Origin of the sequence: Psychroserpens luteus (genome assembly GCF_015319355.1) — a bacterium.
Taxonomy (GTDB): Bacteria; Bacteroidota; Bacteroidia; order Flavobacteriales; family Flavobacteriaceae; genus Psychroserpens; species Psychroserpens luteus.
The window spans coordinates 266018-280620 of sequence record NZ_JADILU010000001.1; the positions used below are offsets into that span (position 1 = coordinate 266018).

The 14603-nt window shown below is 31.4% G+C and carries 18 protein-coding genes and 1 pseudogene; 9 read left to right on the forward strand and 10 right to left on the reverse strand.

The window, feature by feature from the left end:
* The first annotated feature begins 7 nt into the window (after nt 1-7).
* Both IM744_RS01185 and IM744_RS01190 read left to right on the forward strand, forming a co-directional pair.
* A complete protein-coding gene (locus tag IM744_RS01185; RefSeq protein WP_194506252.1) occupies nt 8-997 on the forward strand; it encodes an acyl-ACP desaturase in 990 nt (329 codons plus the stop codon).
* A gap of 60 nt (nt 998-1057) precedes the next feature.
* The gene (locus tag IM744_RS01190; protein ID WP_194506253.1) at nt 1058-1714 is read left to right on the forward strand and encodes an HD domain-containing protein; all 657 of its coding nucleotides are present in this window, start codon (nt 1058-1060) and stop codon (nt 1712-1714) included.
* 10 nt (nt 1715-1724) lie between these two features.
* On the opposite strand, the gene IM744_RS01195 is transcribed toward IM744_RS01190, so the two are convergent.
* The gene (locus IM744_RS01195; RefSeq protein ID WP_194506254.1) at nt 1725-1898 is read right to left on the reverse strand and encodes a hypothetical protein; all 174 of its coding nucleotides are present in this window, start codon (nt 1896-1898) and stop codon (nt 1725-1727) included.
* A gap of 48 nt (nt 1899-1946) precedes the next feature.
* Nucleotides 1947-2819 carry an AraC family transcriptional regulator gene (locus IM744_RS01200; RefSeq protein WP_194506255.1) on the reverse strand — a complete coding sequence of 291 codons (873 nt, stop codon included), beginning with the start codon at nt 2817-2819 and terminating at the stop codon, nt 1947-1949.
* A gap of 202 nt (nt 2820-3021) precedes the next feature.
* On the opposite strand from IM744_RS01200, the gene IM744_RS01205 reads away from it, so the two are divergent.
* The gene (locus IM744_RS01205; protein WP_194506256.1) at nt 3022-3600 is read left to right on the forward strand and encodes a hypothetical protein; all 579 of its coding nucleotides are present in this window, start codon (nt 3022-3024) and stop codon (nt 3598-3600) included.
* Nucleotides 3601-3669: 69 nt separating this feature from the next.
* Here the strand turns inward: IM744_RS01205 and IM744_RS01210 are convergent, their stop codons facing one another.
* Nucleotides 3670-4635: an NAD-dependent epimerase/dehydratase family protein gene (locus IM744_RS01210; protein WP_194506257.1), complete on the reverse strand. Its 966-nt coding sequence runs from the start codon at nt 4633-4635 to the stop codon at nt 3670-3672.
* A gap of 194 nt (nt 4636-4829) precedes the next feature.
* On the opposite strand from IM744_RS01210, the gene IM744_RS01215 reads away from it, so the two are divergent.
* On the forward strand, nt 4830-5312 hold the full coding sequence (locus tag IM744_RS01215; protein ID WP_194506258.1) for a hypothetical protein: 483 nt from the start codon (nt 4830-4832) through the stop codon (nt 5310-5312).
* Between the two features lie 112 nt (nt 5313-5424).
* On the forward strand, nt 5425-7488 hold the full coding sequence (locus tag IM744_RS01220; RefSeq protein WP_194506259.1) for a M13 family metallopeptidase: 2064 nt from the start codon (nt 5425-5427) through the stop codon (nt 7486-7488).
* A 78-nt stretch (nt 7489-7566) separates the two neighbouring features.
* Here the strand turns inward: IM744_RS01220 and IM744_RS01225 are convergent, their stop codons facing one another.
* Both IM744_RS01225 and IM744_RS01230 read right to left on the reverse strand, forming a co-directional pair.
* Nucleotides 7567-8277, reverse strand: a complete 711-nt coding sequence (locus IM744_RS01225; RefSeq protein WP_194506260.1) for a tetratricopeptide repeat protein — start codon at nt 8275-8277, stop codon at nt 7567-7569.
* 119 nt (nt 8278-8396) lie between these two features.
* The gene (locus IM744_RS01230) at nt 8397-9233 is read right to left on the reverse strand and encodes a Rossmann-fold NAD(P)-binding domain-containing protein (RefSeq protein WP_194506261.1); all 837 of its coding nucleotides are present in this window, start codon (nt 9231-9233) and stop codon (nt 8397-8399) included.
* Between the two features lie 84 nt (nt 9234-9317).
* Here IM744_RS01230 and IM744_RS01235 point away from each other — a divergent pair, with 84 nt between their 5' ends.
* Nucleotides 9318-9785: a CBS domain-containing protein gene (locus IM744_RS01235; protein WP_194506262.1), complete on the forward strand. Its 468-nt coding sequence runs from the start codon at nt 9318-9320 to the stop codon at nt 9783-9785.
* Nucleotides 9786-9788: 3 nt separating this feature from the next.
* Here the strand turns inward: IM744_RS01235 and IM744_RS01240 are convergent, their stop codons facing one another.
* From IM744_RS01240 to IM744_RS01255, 4 genes are read right to left on the reverse strand one after another with little or no spacing between them, the layout of a single operon-like run.
* On the reverse strand, nt 9789-10124 hold the full coding sequence (locus tag IM744_RS01240) for a hypothetical protein (RefSeq protein ID WP_194506263.1): 336 nt from the start codon (nt 10122-10124) through the stop codon (nt 9789-9791).
* Nucleotides 10125-10130: 6 nt separating this feature from the next.
* Nucleotides 10131-10820: a hypothetical protein gene (locus tag IM744_RS01245; RefSeq protein ID WP_194506264.1), complete on the reverse strand. Its 690-nt coding sequence runs from the start codon at nt 10818-10820 to the stop codon at nt 10131-10133.
* Nucleotides 10821-10873: 53 nt separating this feature from the next.
* A complete protein-coding gene (locus tag IM744_RS01250; RefSeq protein ID WP_194506265.1) occupies nt 10874-11224 on the reverse strand; it encodes a hypothetical protein in 351 nt (116 codons plus the stop codon).
* Between the two features lie 33 nt (nt 11225-11257).
* A complete protein-coding gene (locus tag IM744_RS01255; RefSeq protein WP_194506266.1) occupies nt 11258-11902 on the reverse strand; it encodes a fused MFS/spermidine synthase in 645 nt (214 codons plus the stop codon).
* A gap of 252 nt (nt 11903-12154) precedes the next feature.
* On the opposite strand from IM744_RS01255, the pseudogene IM744_RS01260 reads away from it, so the two are divergent.
* The 3 genes and pseudogenes from IM744_RS01260 to IM744_RS01265 all read left to right on the forward strand — a co-directional run.
* Nucleotides 12155-12325: pseudogene (locus IM744_RS01260) on the forward strand (single-stranded DNA-binding protein); the annotation flags it as partial.
* The gene (locus IM744_RS20885) at nt 12321-12605 is read left to right on the forward strand and encodes a helix-turn-helix domain-containing protein (protein WP_394354970.1); all 285 of its coding nucleotides are present in this window, start codon (nt 12321-12323) and stop codon (nt 12603-12605) included. The pseudogene IM744_RS01260 and the gene IM744_RS20885, both read left to right, overlap by 5 nt.
* Nucleotides 12586-12918, forward strand: a complete 333-nt coding sequence (locus IM744_RS01265; RefSeq protein WP_194506267.1) for a single-stranded DNA-binding protein — start codon at nt 12586-12588, stop codon at nt 12916-12918. The genes IM744_RS20885 and IM744_RS01265 overlap by 20 nt, the downstream gene beginning before the upstream one ends.
* Nucleotides 12919-13048: 130 nt before the next feature.
* Here IM744_RS01265 and IM744_RS01270 read toward each other — a convergent pair whose 3' ends face one another.
* Nucleotides 13049-14599, reverse strand: a complete 1551-nt coding sequence (locus IM744_RS01270; RefSeq protein WP_194506268.1) for a hypothetical protein — start codon at nt 14597-14599, stop codon at nt 13049-13051.
* Nucleotides 14600-14603 lie beyond the last annotated feature (4 nt).

The window sequence follows — 14603 nt, forward strand, 5'->3', positions numbered from 1 at the left end:
TATTGATATGTCTTTAAAAAACATACGATTAGAAGTGATGCAACATCTAGAAAAAGATGTAGATCAACTCATTGAAAAATACTTAATTCCTATAGAGAAAATTTGGCAACCAACAGATTTTTTACCTAATTCTCAAAGTGATAATTTTTATGAAGAGGTAAGAGAAATTAGAGAGCTTTCTAAAGAACTCCCTTATGACTTTTGGGTAGTTTTAGTTGGTGATATGATTACAGAAGAAGCTTTACCATCTTACGAATCTTGGTTGATGGATGTTGAAGGTGTTGATCAAGTGGGACGTAATAGTTGGGGAAAATGGGTTAGACATTGGACAGGTGAAGAGAATCGTCATGGAGATGTGCTCAATAAATATCTATACTTATCTGGTCGTGTTAATATGAAAGAAATAGAAAAAACCACGCAATATTTAATTGCAGATGGTTTTGATATTGGTACAGATCGAGATCCATATAAAAACTTTGTTTACACGAGTTTTCAAGAATTAGCAACTTACATTTCTCACAATCGTGTGGCTAAAATGGCTAAAGAGAAAGGGAATAAGCAATTGGCAAAAATGTGTAAGATTATCTCTGGAGATGAGATGAGGCATCATCATGCTTACTCAGAGTTTGTAGAGCGTATTTTTGAGGTGGATCCAAGTCAAATGATGATGGCTTTTCATTATATGATGAAGCAAAAAATTGCGATGCCAGCACATTTTCTTAGAGAATCTGGTGATAAAATTGGTACAGCATTTGAGGAGTTTTCAAATACAGCACAACGTATTGGTGTCTATACATCTAAAGATTATGTTGATATACTTCAAAAATTAATTGATCGTTGGGATATTGGAAACATAAAAAATCTTAATGATGAAGCTGAAAAAGCTAGAGACTATTTAATGAAATTACCACCAAGAATGTTACGATTAGCAGATCGTATAAAAATTCCAGAAAACTCATATCAATTTAAATGGGTAGAGCCTGCTCGTTTAAAATAATTCAAAATAAAATAGAATTAATTCCTTTCAGTTTCTGAAGGGAATTTTTATTTTTAAACCATGTATACTTCCGAAGAAATAATAGAAAAAACAAAAATTTTTGTAAAAAAAGAACTCGAAAAAGCCGAAGGTGGACACGACTGGTTTCACATTTTAAGAGTCTATAATAATGCTTTGCTTATCTCTAAAAATGAAGATGTAGATGGTTTTATTGTTGCACTTGGTGCTTTACTTCATGATATTGCAGATAGCAAGTTTCATGATGGTGATGAAACGGTTGGTCCAAAAGTAGCTCGTAAATTCTTATTTGAAAATAATGTAGATTCAATAGTCATTGAACATGTTGTTAATATTATAAAACACATCTCTTTTAAAGGCGGTAATATAAATCAAACTTTTATGTCTTTAGAATTGAATGTGGTACAAGATGCAGATCGTTTAGATGCGCTTGGAGCAATTGGTATTGCAAGGACGTTTAATTATGGTGGCTTTAAAAACCGAAAACTATTTGATCCATCTATTAAAGTAAATCTGCAAATGACTAAAGAAGAATACAAAGCGTCAACTGCACCTACAATTAATCATTTTTATGAGAAATTGCTACTATTAAAAGATAGAATGAATACTAAAACAGGTCAAAAAATAGCTTTAGAAAGACATCAATATATGGAACAATTTCTGGACCAGTTTTATGCAGAGTGGGATGGAGAAAAATAAAATCAAACCTTTAATTTTCTTTAGCAATTTCTAAAGCAGTTAATTTATAATTAATTATAGATGCTTCTTCACCAAAGTGTATAATGTCGTCTATGGTTAAGTTCTTGTTTGAATTTACAGCATTTAGTATTTGTTGTTCTTTTGTTTTGTAATACTCTAATGTTCTATCTATTTGATCTTTCATTTTTTTAAATCTATAATTATTTAACTTTTTTTTAAAACTCGTTTAAAATTAATGCATAATCTGAGTTAATTCTTTGCGGTATTTTAAAGCACTTTTGCCAGTAAATTCTTTAAATAATTTATTGAAGTGTGAGAAATTATTAAAACCACACTCAAAAGCTACATCTGCAATGCTCATTTGACTTTCAGATAATAGTTTTGTTGCATGAACAATTCTATATTCATTAACAAGTTTTGTAAACGTTTTACCAGTAGATTTTTTAAAATACCTACAAAAAGCTGGTACAGTCATACTAACTTTATCTGAAATCTCATCAAGAGAAATATGCTTTTGAAAGTTGTTATTTATATGTTTATAAATGATGTCTATTTTGCCACTATCTTGTAATTCGGTTTCAAAGACGAATCCATTGGCATTTAAAATCTCATAATCTTTAACTTCAGCTAGTTTTTTTAAAATTTTAAGCAATAATAGGATGCGTTCAAAACCTTCAACTTCATCTAATTTCTGAATTTTTTTACCAAGACGTCTTTTGGTTTCTGGTTTAAATAAGATTCCATTTTTTGAACGTTCAAAAAGAGCATTAATGTTAGCCATTTCTGGAATATCAAAAAAATAAGCACCTAAAAATTCTGGTTTAAATTGTACTAATACTTCAGAGCCATGCTGTGTGAGACGATCTGTAAATCCGTTATGTGGTAAGTTGGAGCCTATTAAAATAAGCTGACTGTTATTAAAATAAGAGAGATGACTACCAATATGACGTTTTCCTTGCCCTTTATTAACATATATTAATTCAATCTCAGGATGAAAATGCCAATAAGGCTTATAATCATTGACATTAGAAGTGCTTTTTTTAACAAAAACAGAACTTCCAAAATTTGGGCTAATTTTTTCTAAAGTAGGTTTTCTATTTTTCATGATTTGTAGTTATATACAAATTTAAGGTAAATGAAATTAAAAACCTATATAGAATTAGCATTAAAATATGCTATTTTAACATATAGATATATATGCGGTTGATATTCTGCTAAAATAGCATACAAATGTGCCAAATTTGATGTTTTCTAAGAGTGCGTTCCAGTATATATTTGCAGTGTTAATCATTAAAACCCAAGAAGTAATGAAAACAATGAAAACACTATTTTTAGTAGCATTTATGTTAACGATAGTAACAGGCTACGCAAATGAAAACGTAATTGATGTGCCTTCAAAAGCGATTACAGTATTAAAATTCTCTAACGTTAAAAAAGGACACCAATATACTATTATTGACAATCAAGGAGTCTTACTCTATTCAGAAACTATTGATCGTAATGGAACATTCTCAAAGAAGTTCGATTTTACAGCGTTAAAAGATGGTTCATATACTGTCGAGTTAAACAAAGATTTTGAAATTATTGTAACTCCATTTATTGTTCAGTCTAAAAGTGTCATCTTTTTAGAGAGTAAAGTAAGGACTGTTTTTAAACCAGTGGTGAGAACAAAAGGTAATCAATTATTGATTTCTCTAATGTCAATGGACGTTCAAACTTTAGATATAGAGTTGTTCTACAATGGAGAAAGTATTTTTAAAGATCAATTAAAAGGAGATCAGATATTAAACCAAGTCTACAAATTGTCTTCTCAAGAAAAAGGAGATTATTATTTACACATGACCTCTGGAGATAGAGTCTTTAATAAAAGTTTCAAACTTTTATAGAAAAGAATTTCTCTTTAAAAAAAAAGCACTTTCTAACGAAAGTGCTTTTTTGTTGTTGTAATTATACCATTAGTTTACTGTCGTAGACTCTTTATATTTATGACGTAATTGGGTAATCATTTCTTCAGTCATTTTTTCAAGACTATAGTTGTGAGACCAATTCCAATCTGTTCTTGCAGATGAATCATCAATAGTTTTAGGCCAACTATTGGCAATATCTTGTCTAAAATCTGGTTCGTATGTGATTTTGAAATCAGGAATATGTTTTTGTATCGCTTCGGAAATCTCTTTTGGAGTAAAACTTATAGCTGCTAAATTATAAGATGATCTTATTTTTACACTTTCTGAAGGTGCTTGCATTAATTTAACTGTAGCTTCAATAGCATCATTCATAAACATCATTGGAAGCTTTGTGTTTTCAGACAAGAAACATTCATATTGTTTGTCTAATACAGCTTTATGGTAAATTTCTACAGCATAATCTGTTGTGCCTCCTCCTGGCATCGTTTTCCAGCTTATAATTCCGGGATAACGTAAACTTCTCACATCTACACCATATTTATTATGATAATACTCACACCAACGTTCTCCTACTTGTTTAGTAATCCCGTAAACGGTAGTGGGTTCTGTAACTGTATGTTGAGGTGTATTTAAAACTGGAGTTGTTGGTCCAAAAACAGCAATACTAGAAGGCCAGAAGATTTGTTTTATAAACCCATCTTTAGCAAGATTTAAAACATGAAAAAGAGAATTCATATTCAAATCCCATGCTTTCATTGGATATTTTTCTCCAGTAGCACTTAACATTGCTGCTAGAAGGTAAACGGTATCAATGTTATGTTTTTCAATACAAATTTTTATTGAGGCATAATCTTGAGCATCAACAATTTCAAAAAGACCAGAATTTACAATATGTGTATTGTGATATCCTATATCACTTGCAACTATATTTTCGCTACCATAAAGGTCTCTTAATCTATATGTAAGTTCAGATCCTATTTGACCACCAGCACCAATAATTAAAATTCTAGGCATATTATATTGTTTATTCTTACGAGCAAAAATAAAAAGAATAAAATCACAATAAACATATTTTAAGAAAATTATAAACGCTTTATTTTTTTGTTAATTACATTTAAGAGTTATACACTTTACTTATATTTACTTCAAATTGAATTTTTCCTATTATGCGTTTAGTATTGTTCTTTAGTCTAAGTATTTGTTTTTTAATGACGAGTTGTAAAAGTGATAAAGTTTCCGAAGTAAATGTAGAAACCCAAGAGCAAATAGATGCAAAAACGATTTTTAAAAAAGATATTGAATCTATTCGCTATGACGAATTTGGTTTAAGCTCAGATTCGCAAAAAGCAGTTAATGATTGGCAAAAATTTCAAGAACTAAATATTCAGATTGACTTATTAAAAAATGGAGATTTAGCTTATTTTTCTGGAGATCCTCTAATTATAAAAACGTTTTTACAAGAATTGAGAACAGAAATGCCTAAGCAATTGAGAACTAATGAGATTTCTGCTAGAATTACTGCATTAGATACAAAAACTCAAAAGTTAAACAGTCTATTAAGACTTGCAAATATTGATAAGCAAGAAAAACTTAACGCTATTAGGGAGTTTTTTGTAACGACTTCTAACCTCAATTTACAAATTAATAAGAAATTTGAGTTTGAAAAAAACAATGTGCCTAAGCCACAATAGGCACTAGTTTGACTTTTTGAATTCTTAATATTTTGTTAATATGTAACAAATTAGGCTTTAAGGCTTCTAACTAATAACTAATTTTAGTCAAATTTAAATTATTAAGCACATTATGAAAACCAATATCAAAAGTATTTTGGTGGTTTCTGCATTAGGACTTTTTGCATTTTTAGGATGTAAAGAAGAACCTAAAGAAGAGACTGCAATGGTTGAGGAAATTCCTGGAATTAATCTCGACAACATGGACACCACAGTGAGTCCAAAAGACGATTTCTATAACTATGTTAATGGAAATTGGGCAAAAACAACAACCATTCCAGACGATGAAACACGTTGGGGAGGATTTGGAGTTTTACGTAAAGACACGAGAAAAGATGTTCTTGACATCATGAACACGTCTAAAGAACTTGGAAAATATGAAGAAGGGACAGATCAAAAAAAGGCACTTCTCATTTTTGAAACAGAACTTGATACCATTGCAAGAGACAAAGCAGGTATTGCACCATTACAACCTTTATTAGATAAGATTGAAGGGATTAAAAACCTTAATGATATGCAAACTGTTTTTGCTACTACAATTGGTGTTTCGGCTCCATTTGCTGGGATTGGTGCTAATGCAGATTTAAATGACAGTAGCATGAATGTTGCTTGGGTATTTCCTGGAGGCTTAGGCTTACAACGTGATTACTATTTAGATCAAGATGCAAAATCAAAAGAAATAAGAGAACAGTACAAATCTCACGTTTCTAGAATGTTACAATTCATCAACTATAGTAAGGAAGATGCAGATGTTGCAGCAGTAAAGATTTTAGCTATGGAAACGCAATTAGCAGAGCCTAGATTAGATAAGGTTGCTATGAGAGATGCACGTAATTACAATAACCCAACATCTTTAGAAGATTTACAAAAAATGGTTCCTGCTATTGATTGGAATAAAATGGTTAAAGATTTAGGGATTACAGCTAAAATGGAAACTCTAAACGTTATGCAACCAAAATATATGGCTGCAATGAATGACTTTTTAAAGTCAACATCTATTGAAGATGTTAAAACCTTAATGGATTGGAGTACAATTGATGGAGCTGCAGGTTTTTTAACTACGGAAATTGAAAAAGCAAACTGGGAATTCTACGGAAAAACCTTAAATGGTTCTAAGAAAATGCGTCCAGCAGATGAACGTGCACTTGGTACAGTAGATGGAACAGTTGGAGAAGCTATTGGTAAATTATATGTAGATGCTAAGTTTCCACCAGAAGCGAAGGTAAAAGCAGAAAAAATGATTGCTAACGTGATTACAGCTTTCCAAAACAGGATTAAAAATTTAGAATGGATGACTCCTGAAACTAAAATTAAAGCTGTTGAGAAATTAGATAAATTCACAGTAAAGATTGCGTATCCAGATGAGTGGGAAGACTACTCAAAAATGATGGTTAAAGAAGGAAACACTTATGCTGAGAATATGATGGCTGTTGGACAATGGTCTAGCGAGAAAAATTTAGCTGAAATAGGACAGCCTGTAGATAAATCAAAATGGGGAATGCCACCACAAATGGTAAATGCTTATTTTAATCCTATGAATAACGAGATTGTTTTTCCAGCTGCAATTTTACAACCACCTTTCTATAATTGGACTGCAGATGAAGCTGTGAATTATGGTGGAATAGGAGCTGTCATTGGTCACGAGATTTCTCACGCTTTTGATGATAGTGGAGCTCGCTTTGATGGCGACGGAAACTTGAAAAACTGGTGGACAGATACAGATCTTGAAGAATTTACAAAACGTGGAGATGCTTTAGCAGAACAGTACAGCGCTATTGAAGTAATGGATAGTGTTAGCATCAACGGTAAATTTACTTTAGGTGAAAACATTGGAGATCTTGGTGGTGTACTTGGAGCTTATGACGGTTTACAATTATACTATGCAGAAAATGGAAGACCAGAAGATATTGACGGTTTCACACCAGAGCAACGTTTCTTTATGTCTTGGGCTACCGTTTGGAGAACATTAACAAGAGAAGATGCTTTGAGAACACAAATCAAAACAGATCCTCACTCTCCAGGAATACAAAGAGCAACACAACCTCTTAAAAATATAGATGCTTTTTATGAAGCGTTTGATATTAAAGAAGGTGATAAAATGTGGTTAGCTCCAGAAGAGCGTGTTAGAATTTGGTAACACATCACATAAATAAAAATAAAAAAGCACCCAATTTGGGTGCTTTTTTTATACTTTTAAAAGAGGTTTGATTTTCTTTTAGTTCTTTTTTTCAGGTGCACTTGTTCCTTCTGCCTTTCTAGCCACAAGCGCATCCTTACTAATTTTTGCTAAATTAAAATTAGCATCCATAGTTAAAGCTTCATTTAATAAAGCAATGGCTTGGTCTAAATTATCGGTTTGGTTCATATTATAAACAATCAAAGCTTTCATGTACGTTAAAGCAGCTTTAAGCGAGACTTCATAAGGCTGTTGAGATTCGTAAAACGCACGTTTCATGTCTGGTTTTACGTTCGTTAAACCATAATCAATTTTTGCTTTTGCACCAGCAAAATCTTGCAATTGTGTTTTTAGATCTGCAATTTCATAAGCTAAATAAGAATTGGAGTTTCTTTTAAATAACTCTTCATAAAAAACAATAGCTCGTTCAGGTTGATTAAGCGCTTTTAATGCGATGGCTTTAACCTCTGTATTGATATCTGAATCATTTGCATTTTTGTCAATCCCAATAGTATTTAAAGCCTCAAGGTTTCTACCCTCAGACACATATACATATGCAAGAGTATCTGATCTTTGTTGATTTGGTTGTATCACATTAAGATGCGTCATGGCGTTAATTACACCTTGTACATCACCTTGACCTTTCATTTCTTTATGATAAGCTTCAAAGTGTTTTAAAAGTTCAGATTTGGTTTGAGCAGTTACATTAAATGTGGTTACAACTGCTAAAAGGAGAATAAGTTTTTTCATGTGTTCGTATTAATTGTTTTCATTAATTAATTGCGCCAAAACTAAAAAAATATCTGGCATAAATTCTTAAAAGTCTGCTAATTGTTAAATTTTTACTTCATTTCGACAAGCTTAATAGCTTATAAGAGTGATTTTATTTTAAAGTCATAATCCAAAAGTTGTACCAATTTTGTCGAATCAATGATTTTTCCTTTGCTAATTGTGGTGTTGTCAAACTCTGGAATTGGTATTTGGAGCGACTCGCAAATTGAAGTATAATAGTTTTTTTTGGTTGGATGTGATGGCGTAGAAGCATTAATTATAGTATTCCAAATATTACTTTTTACTACGGAAATGATAATAGAAATACAATCATCTCTATGAATTAAATTTATTGGAGCATCACCATTTTTAAGGTTTGTTTTTCCTGAAAGATATTTTGCTGGATGTCTGTCTTCAGCAAAAAGTCCGCTAAAACGTAAAATAGTGGTTTTGAAATTTTTGTTTTTACTAAAAAGTGCCTCGACCTCTAATAATTGTATTGGGATGTTGTCATTTGAGGTTGGAGAATTTTCGTTAATTACAGGGAATCCTTGCTCATCATCGTAAACAGAAGTAGAACCAATAAATAAAACGTTTTCTACGGAAGACTCTTCAATGCATTCTACAAAATGAGTCATTTGTTTAACATAATCGTTTCCTGGGTTTTTACGCAAACCAGGAGGAATGTTTACAATGAGCGTTTTACAATTATTAAGACAAGACTTGAGATTACCGATTACACCTTCCGAAGAAAATTGAATTAAAAACGGATTAATTTGTGCGTCTTCCAGTTGTGATAATTTCTCTTTTGACGTCGTTGAACCATGAACAGTATTGCCAAGTTTTATTAATTTTTTGGCTAATGGGAATCCTAACCAACCACAACCGATGATACAAATTTTTGAATTCAATAGTGCTCTTTTTAATGTTTTCAAATTTACAAATTAATGCGTTAGTTAAAGTGTTGGTTTAGTTCGCTAATTTTCAGTAACTTTAAGTTCACACAAAAAAAATTGGTTATGGGTATAAAAAGTTTTCAAGGCGCTAGAAAGCAACAGCAAAATACGACAGAGGTCAATGCGTTTAAAGTAAGTGATTTTATGTCACGTGATTTAATTACGTTTAAACCAGAGCAATCGGTTGATGAAGTCATCGAGTCACTCATTAAAAACAAAATTTCTGGAGGACCTGTTGTGAATTCCAAAAATGAATTGGTTGGAATAATTTCTGAAGGTGATTGCCTCAAGGATATTAGCGAAAGCAGGTATCATAATTTACCAATGGAGCAACATACTGTTGAAACTAGAATGGTGAAAAATGTAGAAACCATTGATGGTAACATGAATGTTTTTGATGCTGCAAATAAGTTTTTACAATCAAGAATACGACGTTTTCCAATTGTTGAAAACGGAAAATTGGTTGGACAAATTAGTCAGAAAGATATTTTAAAAGCTGCGCTTCAATTGAAAGGACAAAATTGGAAGTGATTATTAACAAGGCATACCACGAGTGGCTCCACTTATATACTTTTCATACTCTTCTTTGGCAAGATTATAACATAAGTTTAATTCATTTTTATTTAGGAAAAAGCTTGTTTCTATAATAGATTCGTCTGTCCAGTGACCTCCATTTCTAAAGTAATTAAAAAATCGCTTTTTAAAAACCAATTTAGCAATATCTTTTTGGGCTTCTATAGGTTGGTTCTTATCTGCTAATAATTTTTTGCAATAGTTAATGACTTTCAATTTATAACGATGAGGCTCTTCGATAACTGTAACTAACTTCTCGATAGTTAAATTTTGATAGTGTTTCCTAAAATCGGTCATTATAAATTATCTCAAACGTTTATTTGGTAAAACCTCAGGTAAATCTGTGATAATCAATTTTTGTTTGCCATCACTTTCTAAAGTTGCAATTTTAGAATATGGATATTCTGGTAAAGGCTCGCTTAGTGATTTCCATTTAGCGATTCCTGCCACAGTGATACGTTCTCCAATTTCTATAATGCCTTCTTCATAACGCAAGGTTCTATTAAGTCCAAAAAATGTTTCTGGTTCAATATTATAGCGTTCTAATAATGCAACAAATTTTGGAGTTGGATCATTAAACGTCCCAGAAGATTGGTTACTATCTTTTACTAAATGACAAATGTAATTTCTTGGATGCTCTTGTGGTTTTATAATCACAAAGTCACCGTTAGTATCTACAAAAAAATCTTGAAATTTTTCTTCAGCAACTATAGTTTTCCAATGTGAGCTTTTACCATTACTTACTTTTTTCTGAATTTTCATTTGGTAAAACACACATTTCCTACCAGAATATGGTGCTTTTAAAGGTTCTTCAACATGAAGTGCTTTACCACTAACTTTTGAAAGTTGATTAGTTTTTAAACTAGAAGTAGGCTTCGTCGGGATTTTTGAAAGCGTTCTAATTATAACTTGTTTTCCATTGAAGTAATAAACAGAAAAGCCTATGATTGCTATAACACAAAAAACGAGAAATATAATTATTGGAGTTGTCATGGTTGGTGAGGTTATACAATATGAGTCATATAATCAATCAAAATGTTACAGGTTTAGCTTTCTCTTTTTACCAAAGCATAGTACTCATTTTCTAAAGGTAAGTAGCCTTGGTCGTAAACAAAATAATAAATAGTACCTGCTTTTGTAGTATAGATACTGGTGAAGTAATTAAAGTCAAATCCTTTTTCTACTAATCGTGCTCGGGAGATTTTTTTCTTTTGATCGGGATTGAGTTCTTCGAGAATGCGGTAGTTTTTCCTGAGTCGGTTATTGGTATTTCTAATAAGATTCTTACTGTCTTTATTAATGTTGTTATTGTAAGCATTTCGGCAAGCATCACTACAGAATTTCTTATCAATACGACCAACTATTTTTTCACCACACTCTGGACACTGTTTTTGCATAATTCAATTTGCTTGTTGTTACAAGATATACATTTATAATGATTTGGTAATGACAACTGTATTGACATTGTTTACCTTTTCAAAAACATCAACCTGATACACTTTAGATTTTAAAAATTTAATAACCGTTTTTAAGTCATTGCTTCTTTCTTTTTCTAAAGACGCATTAAATAAAATCACTCCATTTGCAGATTTTAATTTTATAATATCATTCCAAAAATTAAGGGATAAAAATACCTTCGGAATAGAAGTATCTATAAATAAGTCAACAATAATAAGGTCATATTGTTGTGAGTTTTGTTTAACAAACTCAATAGCATCTTGACAAATAATTTTTAATTCTGAAGTGTCTTGTACATTATATTCAGATTTTGCAATGTCAATAATTATAGGATCAATATCTACAGCAGTAATGTGTTTTTGATACTTAAAATCCTTTCTTAAGGTTTGAATGACACTTCCACCACCAAGACCTAAAAGTAATATCGAATTCACTTTATTAAGATCAATTTTGTCTAAACCAAACTTTAAAACAGCTTGCAAAGCACCATAACTATAATTAGCGTTTTTGGTGTTGAGGTGTTTTTTTCCGTTTATCCAGGTGATTTCTAAAGTACCAGAAAACTGAGATTTAACTGTCCTGGTAATAGGTATTATGTGGCTTATGAGTTTTATCATTGTTGGTGAAGGTATGAAAAATTGTTAAAATAATTAAACAACAACAAACGACAACAAATATTTACAAACGAGTTTAAATACGTAACTACCGACTAATACTTGTAACCCATCGCATATTTGCAGTGTTGAATGATTGCAGACAAATTTAAGATGTTTAGAAATGTCTACTTGAGATTCATCACGACGTAAAAAAAGATTCTGAAATACATTCAGGACAAAGCATTAACTGTTTAACATTAAAATTTAGAACACATGAACACATTAAGAAACAAAGTACAGTTGATTGGAAGATTAGGACAAGATCCGGAAATCGTTAATTTTTCCGATGGAAACAAAATGGCAAAATTCTCTTTAGCTACAGATGATAGCTACAAAGACAAAGAAGGTAACAAAGTAGAGCGTGCCTATTGGCACAACAGTGTTGACCATTTGCGATATAGATTTACAAGCCTTCGCGCCGTTGCCTAAAGGATATCCGTCTATACCTGTAACGATAGGAGACTACTTAAAGCAATATCGAATAGATAATAGTTACACCGCTTTTGAGGTCTCACTTGAGTTAGATGTTTACGAATCAACAATACATAAATGGGAGGGAGGTAACTCAAAGCCTACTCCAAATAATATAATAAAAATAATAGAGTTTATGGGTTATAACCCAATGCTCAAAAAAACAGAAAAGCATGAATTCATTAAGAAATAGAGTACAATTAATAGGGAATTTAGGAAACGACCCAGAAATTATCACTTTAGAATCAGGAAAGAAATTAGCGAAGTTTTCATTAGCAACAAATGATAGTTACAAGGATGCCTCAGGTGAGAAAGTAAATCAAGTGCAATGGCATAATTTAGTAGCATGGAACAAGGCAGCAGAAATTATTGAACAATACGTAACCAAAGGGAAAGAAATTGCTATTGACGGGAAGTTAACGACGAGAAGCTATGAAGATAAGGACGGACAAAAACGTTATGTGACTGAAGTTGTTGTAAATGAGTTGTTGATGTTAGGGAAATAATAAAAAGAAAATGGGGTAATATAAATTATTCAATTACCTCATTATCATTTTTGCAACTAGTTCCGAAAAGCTCCAAACTGTAACAAAAATTTTCTACATAAATGAAATATATATTTTTCTGAAAGCGTCATTATATTTTAACAAGACACTTACCTTCTACTTTCTTCTCGCTTATGTATGAATACACTTTAGGAAGATTAACAATATGGCCAGAAAACCCAGATGCTTTTAGAATTAAGATTGCTGTAAGCTTATGGACAATCATACTAATATGGAATAACCCTTTGAATTCAACTTCATAGTCTATGTTATTTGATAAAAAATCGTCGCCGTGTAAAAATTTATTACGATCAATAAATATTGCATCAGATTCATCTTGACTTAGTTTATAATTAAATTTATCAAATGGTTCAGAAAGTTTTTTGTTATTCGTACCACGATTAAGTCCATCTAATTTTGAACACATTCGAGCGTAATTAGCTTTATATGCATTTAAATCTTCTTCTGATAAGTCTTTGGGCTCATTATCCCTTTTCAGTTTGTTGACCTCTTTTTTAGCGTTATGGGCAATTTTTTTTAGTGCTTTTATGATTTTACCCTCTTCTATAAGTGTTGATTCCCCTTTGTCTACTTCGGCAAACATTTTTGATATATTTTCTAATGCGACAAATAGGGAAGGTACTTTTAATTCTAAGGTGTTGGAGTGACTATTAATTAATATTATTATAGATCTTAATACCTGTCCATTAGAATTAATCAAAGAGCAGAGGTTTGAATAGTTCTCCGTAGGGAATTCATTCATATATTCTAAAGAGGTATTACGATTAACTCTTTGAAGTACACCATTTTTATCTTTTTCAATTTTCATTTCTTGAAACTTCATATACTTGTGAGGGCTTGCTGTATGAAGCTCAAAACCTTTTAAATTACTTTTTGCGTAATCTATAGTTTTCATTCCTAGTGGATTTTCAAACTTATTATAATTATAAGAGAAAATATACCCTTCTCCACCAAAGTATTTACCCTTTAAAAAGGCATAAGTCATTAAAATAGAATTACAAACTCTGGTGAATTCATCGTAACAAATTTTGGACTGAGAATCTATACCTAGAAAAGTTTCTTCTTTCTTTTTGACGGTATAAAAATGACATTCTTGTGAGTCTATGCTTAATTTGATGAGTATATCTGGACTGTTAAGATTATCTATCTGTATGCCCCAACTGGGTTGGAAATCTCTCATTAAAATGGTTGCATTTTCAACAGGAAGTAATAGTCGGTAATATTTCGTTTTTTTATAATGAGTTTTACTCTTGTTAGAGATAGAGTGAATATTCGAAATGACTTTTTTTGTGATTGAAGTACTTGTAACCGTTGGATCATCAAAATTTGGCAGAGAAATATGTTTTGGTATGATATGCTTTCCTAATATGTAATAATCAATATCAGTACAGCTTAGTTTTAATTCAGTTTCTGCCTTTAATTTATAATCAGACTCATTTAGTTTTTGAGTTATATATGGGTCTGGATCTAAAGTTATATTATCAGTAAAGGATATGTTACAATTTAGATTTGTATAAGGGTGTTTTGGTGATGTGTGCACCGATAGGATACCGTTACGATCTGTCTTAAGTAGTTCTAGAAGCTTAAGATTGGGAGCTATTTGTTTATTGATTATTGCCATTAGA

Bases quoted from the DNA above. Each gene is read 5' to 3' on its own strand.
- IM744_RS01185 (WP_194506252.1), top strand. From the start codon at position 8: ATGTCTTTAAAAAACATACGATTAGAAGTGATGCAACATCTAGAAAAA.
- IM744_RS01190 (WP_194506253.1), top strand. From the start codon at position 1,058: ATGTATACTTCCGAAGAAATAATAGAAAAAACAAAAATTTTTGTAAAA.
- IM744_RS01195 (WP_194506254.1), bottom strand. From the start codon at position 1,898: ATGAAAGATCAAATAGATAGAACATTAGAGTATTACAAAACAAAAGAA.
- IM744_RS01200 (WP_194506255.1), bottom strand. From the start codon at position 2,819: ATGAAAAATAGAAAACCTACTTTAGAAAAAATTAGCCCAAATTTTGGA.
- IM744_RS01205 (WP_194506256.1), top strand. From the start codon at position 3,022: ATGAAAACAATGAAAACACTATTTTTAGTAGCATTTATGTTAACGATA.
- IM744_RS01210 (WP_194506257.1), bottom strand. From the start codon at position 4,635: ATGCCTAGAATTTTAATTATTGGTGCTGGTGGTCAAATAGGATCTGAA.
- IM744_RS01215 (WP_194506258.1), top strand. From the start codon at position 4,830: ATGACGAGTTGTAAAAGTGATAAAGTTTCCGAAGTAAATGTAGAAACC.
- IM744_RS01220 (WP_194506259.1), top strand. From the start codon at position 5,425: ATGAAAACCAATATCAAAAGTATTTTGGTGGTTTCTGCATTAGGACTT.
- IM744_RS01225 (WP_194506260.1), bottom strand. From the start codon at position 8,277: ATGAAAAAACTTATTCTCCTTTTAGCAGTTGTAACCACATTTAATGTA.
- IM744_RS01235 (WP_194506262.1), top strand. From the start codon at position 9,318: ATGGGTATAAAAAGTTTTCAAGGCGCTAGAAAGCAACAGCAAAATACG.
- IM744_RS01240 (WP_194506263.1), bottom strand. From the start codon at position 10,124: ATGACCGATTTTAGGAAACACTATCAAAATTTAACTATCGAGAAGTTA.
- IM744_RS01245 (WP_194506264.1), bottom strand. From the start codon at position 10,820: ATGACAACTCCAATAATTATATTTCTCGTTTTTTGTGTTATAGCAATC.
- IM744_RS01250 (WP_194506265.1), bottom strand. From the start codon at position 11,224: ATGCAAAAACAGTGTCCAGAGTGTGGTGAAAAAATAGTTGGTCGTATT.
- IM744_RS01255 (WP_194506266.1), bottom strand. From the start codon at position 11,902: ATGATAAAACTCATAAGCCACATAATACCTATTACCAGGACAGTTAAA.
- IM744_RS01265 (WP_194506267.1), top strand. From the start codon at position 12,586: ATGAATTCATTAAGAAATAGAGTACAATTAATAGGGAATTTAGGAAAC.
- IM744_RS01270 (WP_194506268.1), bottom strand. From the start codon at position 14,599: ATGGCAATAATCAATAAACAAATAGCTCCCAATCTTAAGCTTCTAGAA.